The following is an 18,125-nucleotide window of genomic DNA, read 5'->3' on the forward strand; positions in this document are numbered from 1 at the left end:
CCGTCAGTCCCCGTTCAACCCGTTGACCAGGCCTGCGATGACATCGCGGACATGCATGCCCTCGGCGCGGGCCGCAAAGGTCAGCGCCATGCGATGCTGCAGCACAGGCTCGGCCAGCGCGCGCACGTCGTCGACGGAGGGTGCCAGCCTGCCGTCGTAAAGTGCCCTGGCGCGCACGCAAAGCATCATCGCCTGTCCGGCGCGCGGGCCGGGACCCCAGGCCACATGGCGGTCGGTTTCGCCGTTGCCGCTGCCGGGCCGTGCGGACCGGACCAGCCTGAGGATGGTGTCGATCACGTTTTCGCTGACCGGCATGCGCCGCACCAGCGCCTGGATTTCCTGGAGCCGCTTGGCGCTGATAACAGGTGCGGCCTGTTTCTCCTCAAGCCCGGTCGTCTCCAGCAGGATGCGCCGCTCCGCCTCGAGCTCCGGATAGAGCACGTCGACCTGCATCAGGAAGCGGTCGAGCTGGGCTTCGGGCAGCGGATAGGTTCCTTCCTGTTCCAGCGGGTTCTGGGTCGCAAGGACATGGAAGGGTTCGGGTAGGTCGTGATGCGTGCCGGCAACCGTCACATGGTATTCCTGCATGGCCTGCAGCAGCGCCGACTGGGTGCGCGGCGAGGCGCGGTTGATCTCGTCCGCCATCAGAAGCTGGGTAAAGATCGGGCCGGCGACGAAGCGGAACGAGCGTTTGCCGTCGGCGTCCTGGTCCATCACTTCCGAGCCGAGGATATCGGAGGGCATCAGGTCCGGCGTGAACTGGATGCGGTTGTCGGTCAGGCCGAGCACCGTGCCCAGCGTGCCGACAAGCTTGGTCTTGGCCAGGCCGGGAACGCCGACAAGCAGGGCGTGTCCGCCGGAAAGCACCGCCAATATGGTCTGTTCGACCACGTTCTGCTGTCCGAAGATAACCGTACCGATTTCGCGTCTGATCGCGGCGATGTCATCAAGGGCTGCCTCCGCCGTTTCGATGACCGCTTTTTCGTCCAGGGAGGGATCGGTATTCTCAACGACACCCATACAGAAATCTCCGTCTCTTTGTTTCCGGACTCACTTCCCATATATCACTCATTATCCACTATTTGGTGCGGATCGGATAACCATCAATGGAAAATACTGTGCTTTATCCCTATGAATCGCATGATTAGCCGAGCATCTTAAGTGATATTGTTGTGATTAGATGGGAAGCTGGACCAGACAATGGCAGAAGGTGAAATCGCCGCGGCCCGCGACGCGACGAATCTCGAATCGCTGATCTCACGGGCTGCGCCGACCGACAAGGGCCTGCCGCCCGTCGAGCGATGGAACCCGGAATTCAGCGGCGATCTCGACATGGAAATCCGCGCCGACGGCACCTGGTTCTACATGGGAACGCCGATTGCGCGCGCGCCGCTTGTGCGGCTGTTTTCGACCGTCCTGCGCAAGGATGCGGATGGCAGGACCTATCTCGTGACCCCGGTCGAGAAGGTCGGTATCAGCGTCGAGGACGCGCCGTTCATTGCCGTCGAGATGAGCGCCGACGATCGCGACGGCGAGCAGGTGCTGACATTCCGCACCAACGTCGGCGATGTCGTCGAGGCCGGCCGTGACCATCCGCTGCGCTTCGAAATCGCCGGCAAGAACAACCAGCTCAAACCCTATCTGCACGTGCGCGGCCGGCTGGAGGCGCTGGTCAGCCGCCCGTTAATGTACGACCTTGTCGACCTCGGACAAAGCAGGACCGTGGACGGCGTTGAAATGTTCACTGTCAGCTCCGCCGGGGCCGACTTCGCGATCATGCCGATGGACCGGCTCGAGGCGATGTCGCAATGAACGTGAAGACAGGCGAAGAGTTCAGCGCTGCGAGTTTTCGCGAACGGGCGGCGCGCGAGAGCGGCGAGGGCGACCAGCGCGGCTATGGCGATCATGTGCTGAACGCCGACATCATAGACCGCCTGGCCGGAACGCGCCTGCGCGACGCGGCCGTGCTGGTGCCGCTGGTCGATCACGGCACCCACACCGACATTCTCCTGACGCTGCGCACGGCAAACATGCGGACCCATTCGGGCCAGGTCGCGTTTCCGGGCGGAGCCATCGATCCGGAGGACGGATCGGCGGAAGTCGCCGCCATGCGTGAGGCGGAGGAGGAGATCGGTTTGCCGCGCTCCTTTGTCGAGCCGGTCGGCCGGCTGCCGCAATATCTGACGGTGTCGGGCTTCCGCATTACCCCGGTGCTTGCCGTCGTGCGCGACAATTATCCGATGGATATCAACAGGCACGAGGTCGAGGATGCCTTCGAGGTGCCGTTTTCCTTCCTGATGGATCCGGCGAACCACATCCGCGAAAGCCGGGTCTGGGAAGGCAAGGAGCGCCATTTCTACACGATGCCCTATGGCGAGCGGTATATCTGGGGCGTGACTGCGGGGATTCTGCGCACGCTCTATGAAAGGCTTTATGCATGAGCGGCGATGACAGGCGGGATTCCATTGCCGATGCCGGCTGGTTCAAGGCGCGCAGGCTGCATCGCGTCCTTGATCTCCTGAACGCGGAAGGCGGCGAGGCACGGGTCGTCGGCGGCGCCGTGCGCAACACGCTGATGGGCCTCGGTGTCGGCGATGTCGATATCGCCACGACGTTGCATCCGGCGGAGGTCGTGGAACGGGCGCGTAAGGCGCGCATCAAGGCAGTGCCGACAGGGATCGATCACGGAACCGTCACGCTGATCGTCGAAAGCGTGCCGTTCGAGGTAACGACGCTGCGTGCCGATGTCGAATCGCACGGCCGCCACGCGACCGTCGCCTATGGCGCGGACTGGTCCGTGGACGCGCATCGCCGCGACCTGACCATCAACGGGCTCTATGCGGACCGGGACGGCAACGTGATCGACCTGGTCGGCGGGCTGACGGATATCGACAGCCGGACGGTGCGCTTCATCGGCGATGCCGCGACGCGCATCAAGGAAGATTACCTGCGCATTCTGCGGTTCTTCCGGTTTTTCGCCTGGTATGGCGACGGACGCCCCGACGCGGACGGTCTCAGGGCCTGCGCGCGGCTGAAGTCGGGGCTGGCCGACCTTTCCGCCGAGCGCGTGTGGTCGGAGCTCAAGCGCCTGCTCGCCGCGCCGGATCCGTCACGGGCACTGCTTTGGATGCGCCAGAGCGGCGTGCTGTCGGAAATCCTGCCGGAATCGGAGAAATGGGGGATCGATGCGGTCTTCGGCGTGATCGAGACCGGCGCCACGCTGCAATGGCCGGCCGATCCGCTGATGCGGCTGATGGCCATTGTGCCGCAGGATGCGGAGCGCGTCGACGCCATGGCGAGCCGGCTGCGCATGTCGAACAGCGAGCGCAAGCGGCTGGTGCAGTGGGCGCACCAGGCGGCGATCGACGAGGGCCTTGCCGATCTCGCACTTCGGCGGATGCTCTATCGCGGCGATGCGCAGGCGGTCACCGACAGGATCCGGCTGCAACTCTGCGCACGGCGCAAGGCGGCCGAACAGGATGACGACGCCCTCAAGGCTGCCGCGGCGCTGTCGCGGCTGCTCAAGGTCGCCGCCGACTGGTCGGCGCCGAGCTTTCCTGTTACCGGCGGGGACCTTCTGAAGGCCGGCCTGTCTCCCGGACCGGATGTCGGGGCGGCCATGAATGCGCTCGAGGAGGCCTGGATCGACAGCAATTTCACGCTGACCCGCAAGGAACTCCTGGAAAGGGTCGCGACATGAGCAAAGCGGCGCCGTCGACGGACGAGGTGCGCGAACACCTGAAGGCCCTCATGGCGGCGCACGGTGTCGCGCTGTCGGACTACAAGGACTGGCTCGTCACCGGCGAGGAACTGCCGGCGATGCGCGGGAACTGGATCCACCAGATCGGAAACCAGGAGATCGGCCGGCTGGACATCCACGTGCTGCCGGACCGGGACCGGGTGATCAACGAGTCGTTTGCCGGCGTGGGTTCGGACGGCGAGCGTTACGGGGATGCGCTGCAGAATTTCCAGCTGGGATCCCTGCACGTGCTGCTTTCCGCGCTGTGGGCGCAGCCGCATGACAGCGTGGTTGTTCAGGACTGGCAGTTTCCAAGCGGCCGGTGGACCGTGCATATCGGCGAATTCGTCTCGCGCTGCCTCGGTCCGGATGAAGTCGATTTTCCGCCGGACCTGCTGGATGTCATCAAGAACGCCCTGCTGCGTGCCGACCTAACGCCCGAAGTGCACTGGCTTCGAACCTTCTATTGCAAGCCCGGCGGCGGCGACACGGTCGTCGAGGTTCTGCTCGACAATGCGGAATGGGCGGAGGGCGAGCAGGCGGTCTCGCAGGCGCACTGGCCGGCCAGCGATTACTACTACAGTCTGCGCAACTTCCTGATCCTGGTGCCGCAGGTCTAACAGCGCGACGGCTGTTCCTTTCGGAGCGCCTCAGAGATCAGCTTCGATCTGCCGGTTGACCGCGTTGAGCGCGCCTTCGAAGCGGCCGAAGGTCATGGCCTCGTTGACGCCCAGGTGAAGCCCGGATTGAATGCTCTCGCCGAGCGCGAAATCCTCGTTCAGCGTCGTCACGGTCAGTTGGTGGTTGCGCTCCCAGTAGGCGGCGGACTTGTCAGTCAGTGGCCCGTCGGTCCCGGGGATCAGCGTCACGCAGCGGATCAGCGTCCTGTCGACGGCCAGCGGGTCGAAGTGGATGAGCACGACGTGGTCCTCCTGCACGAGGAGTGCGCTTGCCGGGTAGATGTTGTAAAGGACATTCGCGTGCCGGCGGATGTCCCAGGACTTGCGCGGCAGCTCGACCAGCTCGTCGATCGAGCGGCGCGCCAGGATCGAGCGGAAATGCGGTCCGAACTGCTGGTAGCTCGACAGGTTGTCATGAAACAGGCCGGCAATGGTCTGGGCGTGCGCGACCCGGAAATGGTAGGATTCGAGCCCGCCTTCGACGACAATCTTCCAGTTGCAGTTCCAGACCCGCTCGTCGGTGGAGAACACCTCTAGATCCTCAAGCCCCAGCCAGTCGAGATCGTCGGCGATAGGGGCGAGGTGCGCGTCGATGTCGACATCGACCCCGCCGTCCAGAGAGACCCAGACGAAACCGGAACGGACGGCGCTGGGAACCTGTTTCAACGCGTGGCTTTCCTTGTCCAGATCGGGAAAACCCTGCGCCTGGTGGGGCACGCCGATCAGCCGGCCCGCATTGTCCCACGTCCAGGCGTGATAGGGGCAGGTGAAGCGGTGCCGGCATCCGGCTTCGGCGTCGACGAGGCGGGCACCGCGGTGCCGGCAGACATTGTAGAAGACCCGGATTTCGCCGTCGCGGTCTCGGGTAACAAGAAGCGACAGGTCCCCGGCGCTGCGCCGCAGGAACGCGCCGTCCTCGGCCAGTTCGCTGACATGCGCGATGAGAACGGGCCTGCGGCGGAACAGTTGCTGGCGCTCCTTGAGAAACCGCGCCTCGTCCAGATAGCGGTCAACCGGCGAGAACGTGACGGCTTCGTCCAGAAAGGCGGATTTCTGCTTGCGCAGTCCCAGCAACTCGTCCAGCAGGCCGACCTGTTCCTCGTGTTTCATGATCGCTTCTCCCGATCTAACTCAGAATTGCTCCAACCGGATGTCAGATGCGCGAAAAATCGCCATGCCGACCCGCGCCGTCGCGGAACCGGCCGGCGCCGGTTGCGCCTTCCCTGCGCACGGCCGCGAGGCCATTGGCCCATTCCAGTTTCAACGCCTCGCGGACCGGCATGCCGCGGGTCTCGATGATCGAGCGGCGGTCGGCAAGCACAGCCTCCTGCGGGAAACGGGCGATCTCGCGGGCCATCTCCTCGGCGGCGTCACGGGCGTGCCCTGCCGGCACGACCTTTTCGCACAGCCCGATACGATAGCACTCGTCGGCGGGCACCTTGCGCCCGGTCATGGCGATCTCCAGCGCCTTTCCCTGGCCGACAAGACGCGGCAGGCGGACAGTGCCGCCATCCATGAGGGTAATGCCCCAGCGGCGGCAATAGACGCCCAGGTACGCCGTTTCGGCCATGACCCGGACATCGCACCACAGCGCCAGTTCCATGCCGCCGGCGACGGCAGGTCCCTCGATGGCCCCGATCACCGGCTTGGACAGCTCCATGCGCGAGGGGCCGAGCGGACCGCGCGGCGCAGGCGCCGCACCGACGGGGAACGCCAGTTCGTCCATGTCCTTCTCGAATGTCTGCGGGTCGGCCAGGGTGGCGGCGTATTTGAGGTCCCATCCGGCGCAGAAGGCGCCGCCCGCGCCCCAGAATACGCCGATGCGTGCGTCGCTCCGGTCGAATTCTTCGAAAGCGGCAACCAGGGCGTCCGCCGCGTCCGGGTCAACAGCGTTCCGCGCTTCCGGCCGGTTGTGGATGATGGTCCAGACCGGACCGTCCTTTTCGATTTCAACTGCCATTTGAAGTCTCCCTGTTTCCTGGTGCGCTTCATTGACTTTTGCGCGTGTCGCTTACGTAACAGTGTTACATTTCAGCGATGCGATATAGGTATCGAGCGTTGTTTCAAGGATCTCCCGGGCGTCGGTCTGAAGCGACCGGTCGCGTCCCGAAACGATCATGGCCATGACGCCGATAAGGCTGGTAAAGAGGGCATTGGCCAGCGCCCTTGCGCTTTGCGTTCCGTCGCCGGCCGGCGCGCCCAGGCGCTCGAAGCAGACCCTGAGCACATCGATCGACTCGGACAGCAGCGCATTCAGTTCGGCGTCCCGTTCAGCACCGAGGCCCTTGCGGCCGTCCTTCTCGAAAAGATAAAGACCGAGACTGTACTCGAATATATGCGATTGATAATACTCATAAAAAGCCGTTATCGCCGCGCGCAGCGCGCGGTCCGGCGCGGCTTCGCGGCCGGCAGCGCCGGCAACCTTCTGAGCCAGTTCGCGCAGGCTGTCCTCAAGCAACGCGGCGTAGATGTCCTCCTTGCTGGAGAAGACTGCATAGATCGCACCGGTTGTGCAGCCGGCCTCGGCGGCGATCGGCCGCAGCCCCGCGCCGAGCCCGCCCTTGGCCTCGAAGACCGTCCGCGCGGCCGCAAGTATCCGTTCCCGGCGCGCTTTATGGTCGCGCGGTTTCTGTCTCGCCGATGGAGTCATGGAGAGATGATAACAGTGTTATATTTAGTGTCAAGCCGGGTGGTTTGCCTGCTTCACCTATCCGCCGACATAGGCGTAGGCACAGGTTGCGCCGGCGCAGACCTTCGGGCTGCCGGCCTGGCGGATGTCGACCCTGGCGGTCGCCATGCGCCTGCCGTTGGACAGCACCGTGACCGTCGCCTCGACATCGCCGGTCATGACCGGCCGCATGAAATGGGTGGTCATGTCGACCGTGGTCATGATCCGGTCGTCGTTGTTGTGACCGATCAGGGTGAGAACGCCGATGGTGTCGGCGATCGCCGACAAGGCCTGGCCGCAGACGATGCCGCCGGTGCGCGCCAGCGCGTCGCTGGCGGGCACGTTGAAGACGGCGCCCGTTTCGGTGACCTGCACCGGTTCGATGTTCAGTTGCTGCACCCATGGTGCGAAAGCCTCGGAAAGAAAAGCCTTCATCCGCGCGACTGCGGCGTTGTCTTCCGTCACGGTGTTCTCCCTCCTGCGATCCCGGCGTCCGCATGACAATGCCACGCCGCCGCTCATGCGCTATAGTTGACCGGCAACCGATAGCACGGCGATACGGGAAATTCGATGATGACGCGGAACAAACCGGCCGGTGCCGGACTTTTTCCGATTGCAACGCTGTTCCTCGAAAACGGAGGGCGGATCGGCGTCAGCCCGCTGCCCGGGCGTTTCGGCGGTCTTCCATCCGATCTGCAAACGGTCTGCGACTGGGTCCCGGCAGTCGTGCTGAGCCTGACCGAACAGGCGGAGATGGACGAATTCGGCAGCGGGGAGATGGGGACGCTGCTCGCCAGCCACGGCATCGACTGGCGACACCTTCCTATCCGTGACTGGAACGGGCTTTCGAGCGAAAACGCCGTGCTGTGGCCGGACCTTTCGCAGCACCTGCACGGCGCACTCGACCGCGGGGAGGGCGTGCTTGTCCACTGCCGCGGCGGTCACGGACGGTCCGGCATGATCGCGCTGCGGCTGCTCATCGAGCGCGGCGAGGACGCCGACACGGCGCTGGAACGGCTCCGTTACGTGCGGCCGGGCGCCGTCGAGGCGCCGGCTCAGATGGCCTGGGCGATGGCGGCCCGAAACAATCGGAATTAATATGATTTTAGTTAATTTGTAACTTGAATTCAGTAGAAAATTACCTGGAAATGCCGAATCGACTGCGATACTCCCCGGGCGTCAGGCCCGTCGTCTGGCGGAAGAGCCGGCCGAAGGCGGATGCGTCCGCATAGCCAGCGCGCCAGCCGATTTCACCGACCGGCGTCAGTGTCCGCTCAAGCAGGCCGCGCGCTTTCTCGATCCGCAGGTTCTGCAGATAGGAGGTCGGCGTGTGACCGGTCGCGGATTTGAACCGGCGCAGGAAGGTGCGCGGCGAGAGCCGCGACCGCGCTGCCATGTCGGCGACCGAAATCGCCGCCTCGCAATGGGCCTCGAGCCAGTGCTGCACCCTCAGAACGGCCGCGTCTCCATGGGCAAGCGGCGGCCGGAAACTGCGGTAGTTGCGCTGTTCGCGCCCGCCGGGATCGACGAGGAGATGGCGTGCCGTCTGCGAGACCGCCTGCGGGCCGAGAAACCGGTTGACGATAAAAAGACCGAGGTCCAGCCAGGCCATCAGCCCGCCGGCGGTGACGATGTCGTTGTCGTCGACAATCAGAAGTTCGGCGGCAAGCTGCACTTCGGGGAATGCCGTGCGGAACTCGTCCTCGAGCGCCCAGTGCGTGGTGGCGGGCCGGCCCGCAAGCAGGCCCGCGTGGCCGAGGAAGAAGGCGCCGGCGCAGACCGAGCACATGATGGTGCCGGCGCCATGCTGGGCGCGGAGCCACTCCATGATGTCACCGGCATCCTCGCCGCGCGCACCGGTGAGGTTCGGAGGCAGTATGACCGCGTCAAAGGCGCCGCTTTCAATCGGACAGGGCCGCTCAATCTGTGAAACCTGCAATCGGGGGCCACCGTCGCGGCTGCTGCTGTCGCTGGCGATGGCAAACAGATCGGCTAGGCCGAGGACCGCGGACATCTGAACGCCCGGATAGGCCAGGACGGCAATGGACGCATTGGCGTGTTTTCCTGTCATTTGGCGAATATGGCATATCAAATGTCATTTACGCCAGTTCTCATTCGATCCCGGTTGCGGCAGAACGTCTCCGGAAGGAGAAACCCCATGTCAAAAAGAGCACTTGTCCTCGTCGATATACAGAACGATTATTTTGAAGGCGGCGACTGGCCCGTCCACAAGATGGAAGATGCTGCGGCCAACGCGGCACGGCTTCTGGAAGCCGCCCGCGCCAATGGCGAACTGGTCGTCCATGTCCGCCACGAAATTCCGTCACAGGACGCGCCTTTCTTCAGGCCGGGATCCGACGGCGCTCAGCACCATCGCTCGGTTGCGCCACAGGCAGGCGAATCCGTCATCCTGAAGCACAAGGCCAACAGCTTTCAGGACACATCGCTTAAAGAGGATCTCGATGCCGCCGGCGTCACCGATGTTGTCATCTGCGGCGCGATGAGCCAGATGTGCATCGACGCCACGACGCGGGCGGCCGCGGACTTCGGCTATGCCGTCACCGTGGTTGAAGATGCCTGCGGCGCGAAGGAGGCTTCCTTCGGCGGGGTCGACCTGGACGCCCAACAGGTTCACGCCGCATTCATGGCGCCCCTGGCCATGAGCTACGCGAAGGTCGTTACGGCGGATGCGTTCCTGGCGGAAGGCTGATCGGACGGCAGACAGCGTTAACATGTGGTAAAAGACCGTGTGCCATGCTCGCGCGAAACCATGCGCGAGTCGGGGCGACGCTTGCAGACCGAATCAGACAAGGCAGCCATCTCCTCTGGCAACGCGAAAGCCGGCTGGTTCCGGCCGGCCGGAATTCGCACCATATTCGGTGTTGACCTGAGAACGCTTGCGTTGTTCCGCATCCTGCTGGGCACATATCTGCTGGCTGACATTTGTCTGAGGCTGCGGGACCTTTCGGCGCACTACACCGATCAGGGTGTCATGCCGCGCGCCGTGCAGATGGACTACCTTTCGCTGGGGTCCTATTCGCTGCACCTTGCAAACGGATCGGCGTTCTACCAAGGGCTTCTCTTTGCAGTAGCGGCGGTTGCTGCACTGTTGATGATTTTTGGGTGGAAGACGCGCCTTGCGGTCATCGCAAGCTGGATCCTGCTGATTTCGGTCCAGAACCGCAATACGTTCATCCTCTCCGGCGAAGACAATCTGGCGGTGCTCTTAACCTTCTGGGCAATGTTCCTGCCTCTGGGCGCGCGCTACTCGGTGGATGCCGCGCTCGATCCGAGCACGGACAATACGAGCAACCGCTACTTCTCGATCGCGACGCTTGCACTGCTCGTCCAGGGCATGTCGATGTATTTCTTCAGCGCGCTGCTCAAATCCGATGCGCGCTGGATGTCCGACGGTACCGCCGTCTACTATGCGCTGAACCTCGATTATATGGTGACGCCCTTCGGATTGTGGTTCCGCCAGTTCGAGCCGCTGCTGAAGATCTTGACCTATTACGTGTTCTGGCTGGAACTGGTCGGACCGATCCTGATCTTCTCACCGTTCTTCCACCGGACCCTGCGTGTCATTCTGATGTGCGCTTTCATCACAATGCATCTGGGCTTCATGTTGTGCCTGGAGATCGGGCTTTTCCCTGTCATCTCGATCATCATGAACCTGACTTTTCTGCCCGGTCGGACCTGGGACCGGTTGGCGGAACGGGCAGCGCGGCGGCGACCCGCGCGATTGGCGGTCTGGTATGATCGCGAATGCATGTTTTGTCTGAAGGCCTGCCGGGCTCTGCGGATGTTCCTTTTCCTGGGTGATACGCCGATCAGACCGGCACAGGACGACCCCAAGGCGGGTCCGTTGCTTGCGGAAAGCAATTCCTGGGTTGTGACATGCGATGGCGAAACTGGCCTGAAATGGAATGCCATGCGCCTGCTGGTTCGCGGCTCGCCGGTGTTTGGGCCCCTTGCTTTCGTGATGGGAGCACGGCCTGTCGTGTGGCTGGGAGACCGGTCCTACGATTGCGTTGCCGCCAACCGCGTTCGGCTTGCGAGTATCTCGGACCGGCTGCTGCCCTGGCGGCCGATACCGCTGCGTGCCGGCTGGATGACCAACGGACTTGCCGGCTTGTTCCTGGTTTTCGTTACAATTCAGAACGTCTCGACCCTTCCGGCAGCAAAATGGACGTTGCCGGACAGCTTCGTCATCACGCGCCAGGCACTTGGCCTTTACCAGTTCTGGACAATGTTCGCACCGCACCCCGAACTGACGAGTCCGTGGCCGGTTATTGAGGGAAAACTGACGGACGGGACTACCGTCGATGTCTATGGCGGAAGGGTCGGAAATGCCGACAGATCAAGACCGGATGTCGTCTCCGAAGTCTATGGGAATTACCGTTGGCGCAAGTTCTTGTCCAATCTCGAAGACCAGTCCTATTTTTCGGCCCGGCAGTTTCTTGCCCTGAACTACGCTCGCTATTTGTGCAGGGCCTGGAATAAGTCCCACCCAGGTGGTTCGGAACTCGCGACATTCACTATTGTTTTTAAGGTGGAATTCACGCCTCCACCGGACGTCCCCCGGGTTGTTCAGGAAAGGGACGTGTGGTTGCATGATTGTTTCGGCTAATACTTGAGATTGGTTGCCGTCAACTTTACGTAAATCAACAAATTCAATTAATTATTAGCTTAGATACTCCATCCTGCGTCCCAGGTTAGGGGGTAGTGACATGGCAATTACACAAACTATACGCCAATTCCCAAAGGCGTTTGCTTTGTCTGCTGTGCTTGTATTTGGCTTCATGGCGGCTGCGTTTGCGGGCGACTGGGTCGTGTCCAAGGTCAGCAGACCAGCCTATTACACGATTGACAGCGAGAACTGGCATCCGATTACCCGCGGCATGCAGATACCGGAAGCAAGCTGGATACACACGGGCCGGCGCGGCCGGGTGCAGCTCAGCCGCGGCGAGGAGATGATCCTCTACCGGCCCAACACGCTTGCAGCGCTGATCAGCCATGGCAGGCACGGGCAGAAGACAGAGCTTCGCCAACAATTCGGCAGCCTGCTGCTTGATGTTGAAACTCGGAACAAGAAACACCTGCGCGTCAAAACGCCTTTCCTGGCGGCCGTCGTGAAAGGCACACGGTTTACGGTAAAGGTCAACCAGCATGCGGCGGAAGTCTCGGTTCAGCGTGGTGTCGTCGGAGTGACGGCGAACAGTGGCGGCGAGACCCTGGATGTCGGCGCCGGCCAGAGCGCCAGCGTCTCCGGTGCAGCCGCAACAGACGTATCCGTGAGTAAAACCAATGAATCCGTTCTAGCGGCAATCTTCGGCAACCTTGCTTCCGTTGGAAATGCCAACGGAAACGGCAACGGTAGCAGCAATGGAAATGCCAACGGAAACGGAAACGGGAACGGAAACGGCAACGGAAACGGGAACGGAAACGGCAACGGCAACGGGAACGGCAACGGAAACGGGAACGGAAACGGCAACGGGAACGGAAACGGGAACGGAAACGGCAACGGCAACGGCAACGGCGGCTAGTTCCAGTCGCCAGGGGACAATTGCAGACGGTGATCATGAACATCACGCCCAACACCGCGCGGGTCGCCGCGCAGGCGGTCCTGTGTCTGGGCGTGATCTGGCTCCAGACACTGGGAGCTTTCAATGGTGCGCAGCACAGCATCGATGAAATACGAGCGCAATTCGCTACGAGAACGGCGACCGGCGACATTGCGTTTGTCGCTATTGATCACGGGAGCCTGAGCCAGATTGGTGTGTGGCCGTGGCCGCGATCGGTTCACGCCCGCCTGATCGACAAACTTGTCGAAGCCGAAGTCGCTGATATCGTGTTTGATGTCGATTTCAGCAGCCGCTCCTCTCCACAGGAAGACAAGCGGCTGCTGGATGCGTTACGGGATGCTGGCGGGTCCGTGGTATTCCCGACGTTTGCGCAGCCCGACACGGTCGCCTCCGGCGCAGCCCGACTTGTTCGCTCGCTGCCCAATGAACTGTTCCGGGACGATACCTGGCTCGCCAGTGTACAGGTAGTGCCCGATGCGGATGGCGCGGTTCGCAGATACGCTTTCGGAACCCGTGTGGACGGTGAAATCATTCCCTCTGCGGCGGCGATCCTGGCCGGCATACCACAACTAGCGACCGGTTATTTCGGAATTGATTTCTCGATCGACCCGAATAGCGTTCCCACCTATTCCGTTGTCGATCTCCTGTCCGGCGACATCCCGGCTGGTGCATTGCGTGACAAATCCGTGATCGTCGGCGCGCATGCGATCGAACTCAGGGACACGTTCGCCGTTCCGGTCCATACGCTGATATCCGGTCCGTTGCTGCAGGTCCTGGCGGCGGAAACGCTGGTTCAGAACCGTATTCTGATACCGACGGGACAATGGCTGAACGGTGCGCTTGTAGTGCTCATTCTGGCCGCCGCGCTCCTGACCGCGCGTCTCGGCCTGCCCATGCGCCTGTTTGTTCTTGCGGCACTTTCCGCACTGATTGAGGGGGGTGGTGTCCTACTGCAGATGGATTCCGGGATTTTGCTGGCGACGGCACAGGTTCATGCCGCCGTAGCCGGGCTTGCACTGCTGGCCGTTGCGAGCGAAATCAACGTCACGTCGCTCCTTCTGCGCCTGTCCCGCATGGAGAGCCTTAATACAAAGCGCGTACTCAGCCAGGTCTTCTCGGACAGCGCAGACGGTTTTCTTGTCGTGGATGGCGAAGGACGTGTTCTCGAGATCAATGAGAATTTTCGTGTGCTTTTTGGCATTGGCCATGGAAAGCACGAGGAAGAGCATATCGTCGATGCGCTCCCCGACCCGATGGCACGCGACCTGAAAATGACGCTTGCGCATACGGGTGAGAGGCATGTCACGGGAGAAATTGAATTTGAGGTCCGTGATAGCAAAACCGAAGGCAGGCGGGTTGTCGATTACACCATCACACTTTCAAAAGTGACTGGACCCGGAGAATCGGAAAAAGACGGCGAATGTCCGATTATCGCGTCGGTCGCGGCACGGGATGTCAGTGTTGAGAGGGCGCAACGAAAAGAGCTCGAGTATCTTTCGCGATATGACGACCTGACAGGGGCTATGCGCCGGCGCGCATATGTTGAGAATCTCGACCGGCATCTTGAGACACTGAGCGGTCACGGTCGCAAGGTTACCGTTGTTGTGGTCAACATTCACCGCTTCAAGGCGCTGAACGGAACACTGGGCCGTTCAATCGGCGACGCCCTGCTTCAGGCCGTGGCAAGGAGATTGGCTGATATCGATCTGCCGGTTTCGCCGGCGTCGCGCCTGGATGCCGATACATTTGCTTTTCACAATGATTCGGAACTCAGCAAATCAGGCGGTCGATACCTGGCGGACGCGGTTATTCGCGAATTGAGCAAGCCGTACAACTTGAGCGGTATGCAGGTCTCGGCCGATTTCTATGCCGGCCTTTCCGAGGCGGTTGACCTCCCGTCGCAGACTGCTGACGATCTCATAAGCAATGCCGAACTGGCATTGGACACGGCCCGCAGGCAAGGCGGCGGCGGTATCGCCTATTACGATCCCACGCACGCACAGCAGTTGCAGCGTGCGCGGCTGATCGAGCGGGAAATGCAGAATGCATTGAAAAGCGGCAAAGATCAGTTTCATGTGGCCTATCAGCCGCAGGTGCACACGAAGGACCGCACACCCGCTGGCGCGGAAGCGCTTTTGCGCTGGACGCACCCCTATTTGGGCGTGATATCGCCAGGGGAGTTTATCGAAATCGCAGAAGCGAACGGCATCATCGTCCAACTCGGGCGGTGGATCCTGAACGAAGCGTGCAGGGAGGCTCGCAACTGGCCGGATGATGTCACGGTTTCCGTCAATGTGTCCGCGACCCAGCTTTTGCGGGGCGGTGTCGTCAACGATGTGCGCGAAGCTCTGGCCGACAGTGGTCTGCCGCCGAAACGCCTAGAGCTTGAGATCACCGAGTCGAACTTCCTGACGGCGACAAAGGATCTGCTTTCCCAGTTAGAGGAATTGAAGGCGCTCGGTGTATCCCTGGCGCTTGACGATTTTGGAACAGGCTACTCCTCGCTCGGTTATGTCGCGAGCTTTCCTGTCGACAAGATCAAAGTCGATCAGATGTTCATGCGGGGTTTGCCGCAGTCGGCAAGAGACCAATCCGTTATCTTCGCGGCACAGGTGCTGGGTGAGGGGCTCGGTATGGAAGTCCTGTGCGAAGGTGTTGAAACGGAAGAACAGTATCAGCTGGTGCGCAGCATCGGCTGCCATAAGATTCAGGGATACTATTTCGGCAAACCGCAATCGGCGGCGGAAATCCGCAACTGGTTTGAAGATCGCGGCGTTCCCGCAATCAAGGACGCGGTGTAGCGCTTCGGGTGTGACCAGCAGCTATTTCATGGCTTGGGGATTTGCGTCGGCATGATCTCGGCGACGAAGTTGCGCTTGCCGTTGGCGATTTCGAGGATCGTCACGGATTTTTTCGGCACGTGGTCACCGCCGACGAAACTGATCGTGCCGGTCACGCCTTCGTAGTTCTCGATGGTGCCGAGCGCCTCAAGCAGTTTGTCCGGCTCGGACGAGCCGGCCTTTTCGACCGCCGCGATCAACAGGCCGACCGTGTCGTAGCCGAGCCCAGCAAAGCCGTCCGGCACAGCGCCGTCATGGGCGGCGGCATAGGCGTCGGCGAATGTACGGGCGTGCGCAGACGGATTGTCGCCGCCAAAGAAGGCATGGGTGGTGAAGTAGATGTCCTTGAGGGACGGGTCGGCGCCCCAGACCGAATCACCGTCATATCCGTCGCCGCCGAGGATCGGCTGCTCGAAGCCGTTCTCACGCAGTGTCCTGGCAAATGAAAGGGCGCCGGCCGGCGTTTCCGCGGCGACAAAAATGATGTCGGCCGCGGCGGCACGGATCATTGCATTGGCAAACTTTTCGGCACCCTGGAACTTGATCGCCGAGGTGACCTTGCCGCCAAGCGCCTCGAAACTGCGACTGAAATACTCCTGGAGAAGCCGAGTGTAGGTGTGGCTGGAGTCGTAGAGGACGGTGACCGAACGCGCCTTCAGCGTGTCATAGGCGAATTGCGCGGCGGCCGCCGCCTGCACATTGTCGCCGAAACAGGCGAGGAACAGGAACTCCGGCACCTGCAGCGGCAGCTGCGGGGACGTTGCGCCCGATGTGACGAAAACGCGGCCCGCCCGGGCGGACACCTCGCCGGCGGCGCGCGCCTGGTCGCTGCTCGAAAGGCCGAACAGGGCGGGCACATCCGGTGCTTCCGCCAGGATTTCGTCGGCGGCCGCGGCGGCGCCCTCCGGACTGCCGCTCGCATCCTTGATGATCAGTTCGACGGGCCGGCTGAGAATGCCGCCCTTGCCGTTGACCTGGTCCACGTACAGTTTCGCGCCGCGCGAGGAGGGGATGCCATAGGTGCTCCAGTCGCCCGTCAGGTTGTAGACGGCACCGAAGCGGATCGGCCCCTGCATCGCGGAAGACGACACGGCTATGAAAAGGCCAGCGGCGATGAATAGAGCGGCAAAACCGGCAAAGCGCATCGACAAATCCCTGTCCTGACGGGTGATCTAATCACAACGGAGCGTTGTGCAGCAACACTATGACCGCCTTGTGTCGGCACAAATGAAGGGGTTCGAGTCCCCGAGGGCCAGGGACTGGCTATGGCCAGCGCACGGCGGGCGGCATGGACGACAGGATCGATTCGACATTGCCGCCGGTCTTGAGGCCGAAGATCGTGCCGCGGTCGTAGAGCAGGTTGAACTCGACATAGCGGCCGCGCCGGATCAGTTGCTCGTTTCGGTCGTTCTCGTCCCAATGGGTGTTGAAGTTGCGCCGCACGAGCTTCGGATAGGCAACCGTGAAGGCGCGCCCGACATCCTGCACGAAGGCAAAATCGGCGTCCCAGCCGCCATCGGCGTCACGGGAGCGCAGCCAGTCGAAGAATATGCCGCCGACGCCGCGCGGCTCGTCGCGGTGCTTGAGGAAAAAATAGTCGTCGCACCATTTCTTGTAACGCGGGTAGTCGGCGACGCCGTGGCGTGTGCAGGCGACCTCCATGGCCTTGTGGAAGAGCTGGGTGTCGGGATCGTCCTGAAGGCGCCGGCGATCGAGAACAGGTGTCAGATCGGCGCCGCCGCCGAACCATTGCGTGGACGTGACCACCATGCGGGTGTTCATGTGCACGGCCGGGACGTTCGGATTGACCGGATGGGCGATCAGCGAGATGCCCGATGCCCAGAAACGCGGATCGATCTCCGCGCCCGGAATCTGCTGGCGGAATTCTGAGGAGAACTCGCCATGTACGGTCGAGGTGTGAACGCCGACCTTCTCGAAGACGCGGCCGCCCATCATCGACATCGTGCCGCCGCCGCCCTTGCCTTCCTCGCGCAGCCAGTCGGTGCGGACGAACCGGCCCGGCGGATCGTCGGCGAGCGGACCGGTAACCTCGTCCTCGAGCTGCTCGAAGGTCGAGCAGATGGCGTCGCGAAGCGTCTCGAACCAGATGCGCGCCTTGCCTTTTTTTTCTTCCAGCTCAGCCGGATGCCCGAGTGGAAGGTTCGGCCTTTCCATCTACAAATGTCCCCAGTTTGTCCCCGGCTCTCCTTAGCAGGTCCAACAATCCGACACCATAGATATGGCGGTTAAATTACACAGTTAGTGTAGCGCGTGTTTTGTTGCGTATACACGGACTCGCCAAGCGGCCGGTTCGACCCTATTATCGGGGTTAGGGTGCTGTATATGAAGCGAGTTCCTAAAGTTCCGCCCATGGAGGGGCTGCGCCGCCAGATCCGCAAAAGCCGGTCTGAAAAGGGCAAGTCGGGCAGCGATTCGTTCATCCGCGAGACCTTTCGGCTGCCGCGCACCGCCGCCCGCGCCAAGGCGCAGGAATGGTTCCGTTCGTGGCCCAAGGCGGCCTACTGGACGGAGGTCGAAAGCTGGCGCCAACTGCCGGGCGACGAGATCGAATTCACCATGCGGCGGCTGCCGAGCGCCGATTGAACGGATCGG

18 protein-coding genes are annotated in these 18,125 nt (G+C 62.1%); 10 read left to right on the top strand and 8 right to left on the bottom strand.

What is annotated here, in order from left to right:
* Positions 1-3 precede the first annotated feature (3 nt).
* Positions 4-1,020, bottom strand: coding sequence for a MoxR family ATPase (locus tag E4M07_RS20290; protein ID WP_136660220.1), 1,017 nt, complete (start codon positions 1,018-1,020; stop codon positions 4-6).
* Between the two features lie 180 nt (positions 1,021-1,200).
* Here E4M07_RS20290 and E4M07_RS20295 point away from each other — a divergent pair, with 180 nt between their 5' ends.
* The 4 genes from E4M07_RS20295 to E4M07_RS20310 are packed head-to-tail and all read left to right on the top strand — an operon-like array spanning position 1,201 to position 4,359.
* Positions 1,201-1,812: a DUF1285 domain-containing protein gene (locus E4M07_RS20295; RefSeq protein WP_136660221.1), complete on the top strand. Its 612-nt coding sequence runs from the start codon at positions 1,201-1,203 to the stop codon at positions 1,810-1,812.
* On the top strand, positions 1,809-2,441 hold the full coding sequence (locus E4M07_RS20300) for a CoA pyrophosphatase (protein WP_136660222.1): 633 nt from the start codon (positions 1,809-1,811) through the stop codon (positions 2,439-2,441). Before E4M07_RS20295 ends, E4M07_RS20300 begins: the two co-directional genes overlap by 4 nt.
* A complete protein-coding gene (locus tag E4M07_RS20305) occupies positions 2,438-3,700 on the top strand; it encodes a CCA tRNA nucleotidyltransferase (RefSeq protein ID WP_136660223.1) in 1,263 nt (420 codons plus the stop codon). The genes E4M07_RS20300 and E4M07_RS20305 overlap by 4 nt, the downstream gene beginning before the upstream one ends.
* Positions 3,697-4,359, top strand: a complete 663-nt coding sequence (locus E4M07_RS20310) for a DUF6348 family protein (protein WP_136660224.1) — start codon at positions 3,697-3,699, stop codon at positions 4,357-4,359. The genes E4M07_RS20305 and E4M07_RS20310 overlap by 4 nt, the downstream gene beginning before the upstream one ends.
* Before the next feature lie 30 nt (positions 4,360-4,389).
* On the opposite strand, the gene E4M07_RS20315 is transcribed toward E4M07_RS20310, so the two are convergent.
* From E4M07_RS20315 to E4M07_RS20330, 4 genes are read right to left on the bottom strand one after another with little or no spacing between them, the layout of a single operon-like run.
* Positions 4,390-5,529, bottom strand: coding sequence for an SRPBCC family protein (locus E4M07_RS20315; RefSeq protein ID WP_136660225.1), 1,140 nt, complete (start codon positions 5,527-5,529; stop codon positions 4,390-4,392).
* A gap of 43 nt (positions 5,530-5,572) precedes the next feature.
* Positions 5,573-6,379, bottom strand: a complete 807-nt coding sequence (locus E4M07_RS20320; RefSeq protein ID WP_136660226.1) for a crotonase/enoyl-CoA hydratase family protein — start codon at positions 6,377-6,379, stop codon at positions 5,573-5,575.
* A gap of 51 nt (positions 6,380-6,430) precedes the next feature.
* Positions 6,431-7,069, bottom strand: a complete 639-nt coding sequence (locus E4M07_RS20325; protein ID WP_136660227.1) for a TetR/AcrR family transcriptional regulator — start codon at positions 7,067-7,069, stop codon at positions 6,431-6,433.
* Positions 7,070-7,126: 57 nt separating this feature from the next.
* Positions 7,127-7,552 (bottom strand): PaaI family thioesterase, encoded by a 426-nt coding sequence (locus E4M07_RS20330; protein ID WP_246660526.1) that lies wholly within the window; start codon positions 7,550-7,552, stop codon positions 7,127-7,129.
* A 105-nt stretch (positions 7,553-7,657) separates the two neighbouring features.
* Between E4M07_RS20330 and E4M07_RS20335 the strand changes: the two genes are divergently transcribed.
* Complete coding sequence (locus E4M07_RS20335) at positions 7,658-8,185, top strand: dual specificity protein phosphatase family protein (RefSeq protein WP_206057325.1); 528 nt, start codon at positions 7,658-7,660, stop codon at positions 8,183-8,185.
* A gap of 40 nt (positions 8,186-8,225) precedes the next feature.
* Here E4M07_RS20335 and E4M07_RS20340 read toward each other — a convergent pair whose 3' ends face one another.
* Positions 8,226-9,158: a GlxA family transcriptional regulator gene (locus tag E4M07_RS20340; RefSeq protein ID WP_136660228.1), complete on the bottom strand. Its 933-nt coding sequence runs from the start codon at positions 9,156-9,158 to the stop codon at positions 8,226-8,228.
* Between the two features lie 87 nt (positions 9,159-9,245).
* On the opposite strand from E4M07_RS20340, the gene E4M07_RS20345 reads away from it, so the two are divergent.
* The 4 genes from E4M07_RS20345 (at position 9,246) to E4M07_RS20360 (ending at position 15,473) form a co-directional block, all read left to right on the top strand.
* Positions 9,246-9,797: a cysteine hydrolase family protein gene (locus E4M07_RS20345; protein ID WP_136660229.1), complete on the top strand. Its 552-nt coding sequence runs from the start codon at positions 9,246-9,248 to the stop codon at positions 9,795-9,797.
* An 81-nt stretch (positions 9,798-9,878) separates the two neighbouring features.
* Positions 9,879-11,717 carry an HTTM domain-containing protein gene (locus E4M07_RS20350; protein ID WP_169054314.1) on the top strand — a complete coding sequence of 613 codons (1,839 nt, stop codon included), beginning with the start codon at positions 9,879-9,881 and terminating at the stop codon, positions 11,715-11,717.
* Positions 11,718-11,871: 154 nt separating this feature from the next.
* A complete protein-coding gene (locus E4M07_RS20355) occupies positions 11,872-12,633 on the top strand; it encodes a FecR family protein (RefSeq protein WP_246660529.1) in 762 nt (253 codons plus the stop codon).
* A 35-nt stretch (positions 12,634-12,668) separates the two neighbouring features.
* Positions 12,669-15,473 (top strand): EAL domain-containing protein, encoded by a 2,805-nt coding sequence (locus E4M07_RS20360; RefSeq protein WP_136660232.1) that lies wholly within the window; start codon positions 12,669-12,671, stop codon positions 15,471-15,473.
* 26 nt (positions 15,474-15,499) lie between these two features.
* Here the strand turns inward: E4M07_RS20360 and E4M07_RS20365 are convergent, their stop codons facing one another.
* Complete coding sequence (locus E4M07_RS20365; protein WP_246660530.1) at positions 15,500-16,657, bottom strand: ABC transporter substrate-binding protein; 1,158 nt, start codon at positions 16,655-16,657, stop codon at positions 15,500-15,502.
* Positions 16,658-16,775: 118 nt separating this feature from the next.
* A complete protein-coding gene (gene hemF, locus E4M07_RS20370) occupies positions 16,776-17,687 on the bottom strand; it encodes an oxygen-dependent coproporphyrinogen oxidase (protein ID WP_136660234.1) in 912 nt (303 codons plus the stop codon).
* A gap of 168 nt (positions 17,688-17,855) precedes the next feature.
* Between hemF and E4M07_RS20375 the strand changes: the two genes are divergently transcribed.
* The gene (locus tag E4M07_RS20375; protein WP_136660235.1) at positions 17,856-18,116 is read left to right on the top strand and encodes a hypothetical protein; all 261 of its coding nucleotides are present in this window, start codon (positions 17,856-17,858) and stop codon (positions 18,114-18,116) included.
* Positions 18,117-18,125 lie beyond the last annotated feature (9 nt).

Origin of the sequence: Nitratireductor sp. XY-223 (genome assembly GCF_004959855.1) — a bacterium.
In the GTDB taxonomy this organism is placed as follows: domain Bacteria; phylum Pseudomonadota; class Alphaproteobacteria; order Rhizobiales; family Rhizobiaceae; genus Hoeflea_A.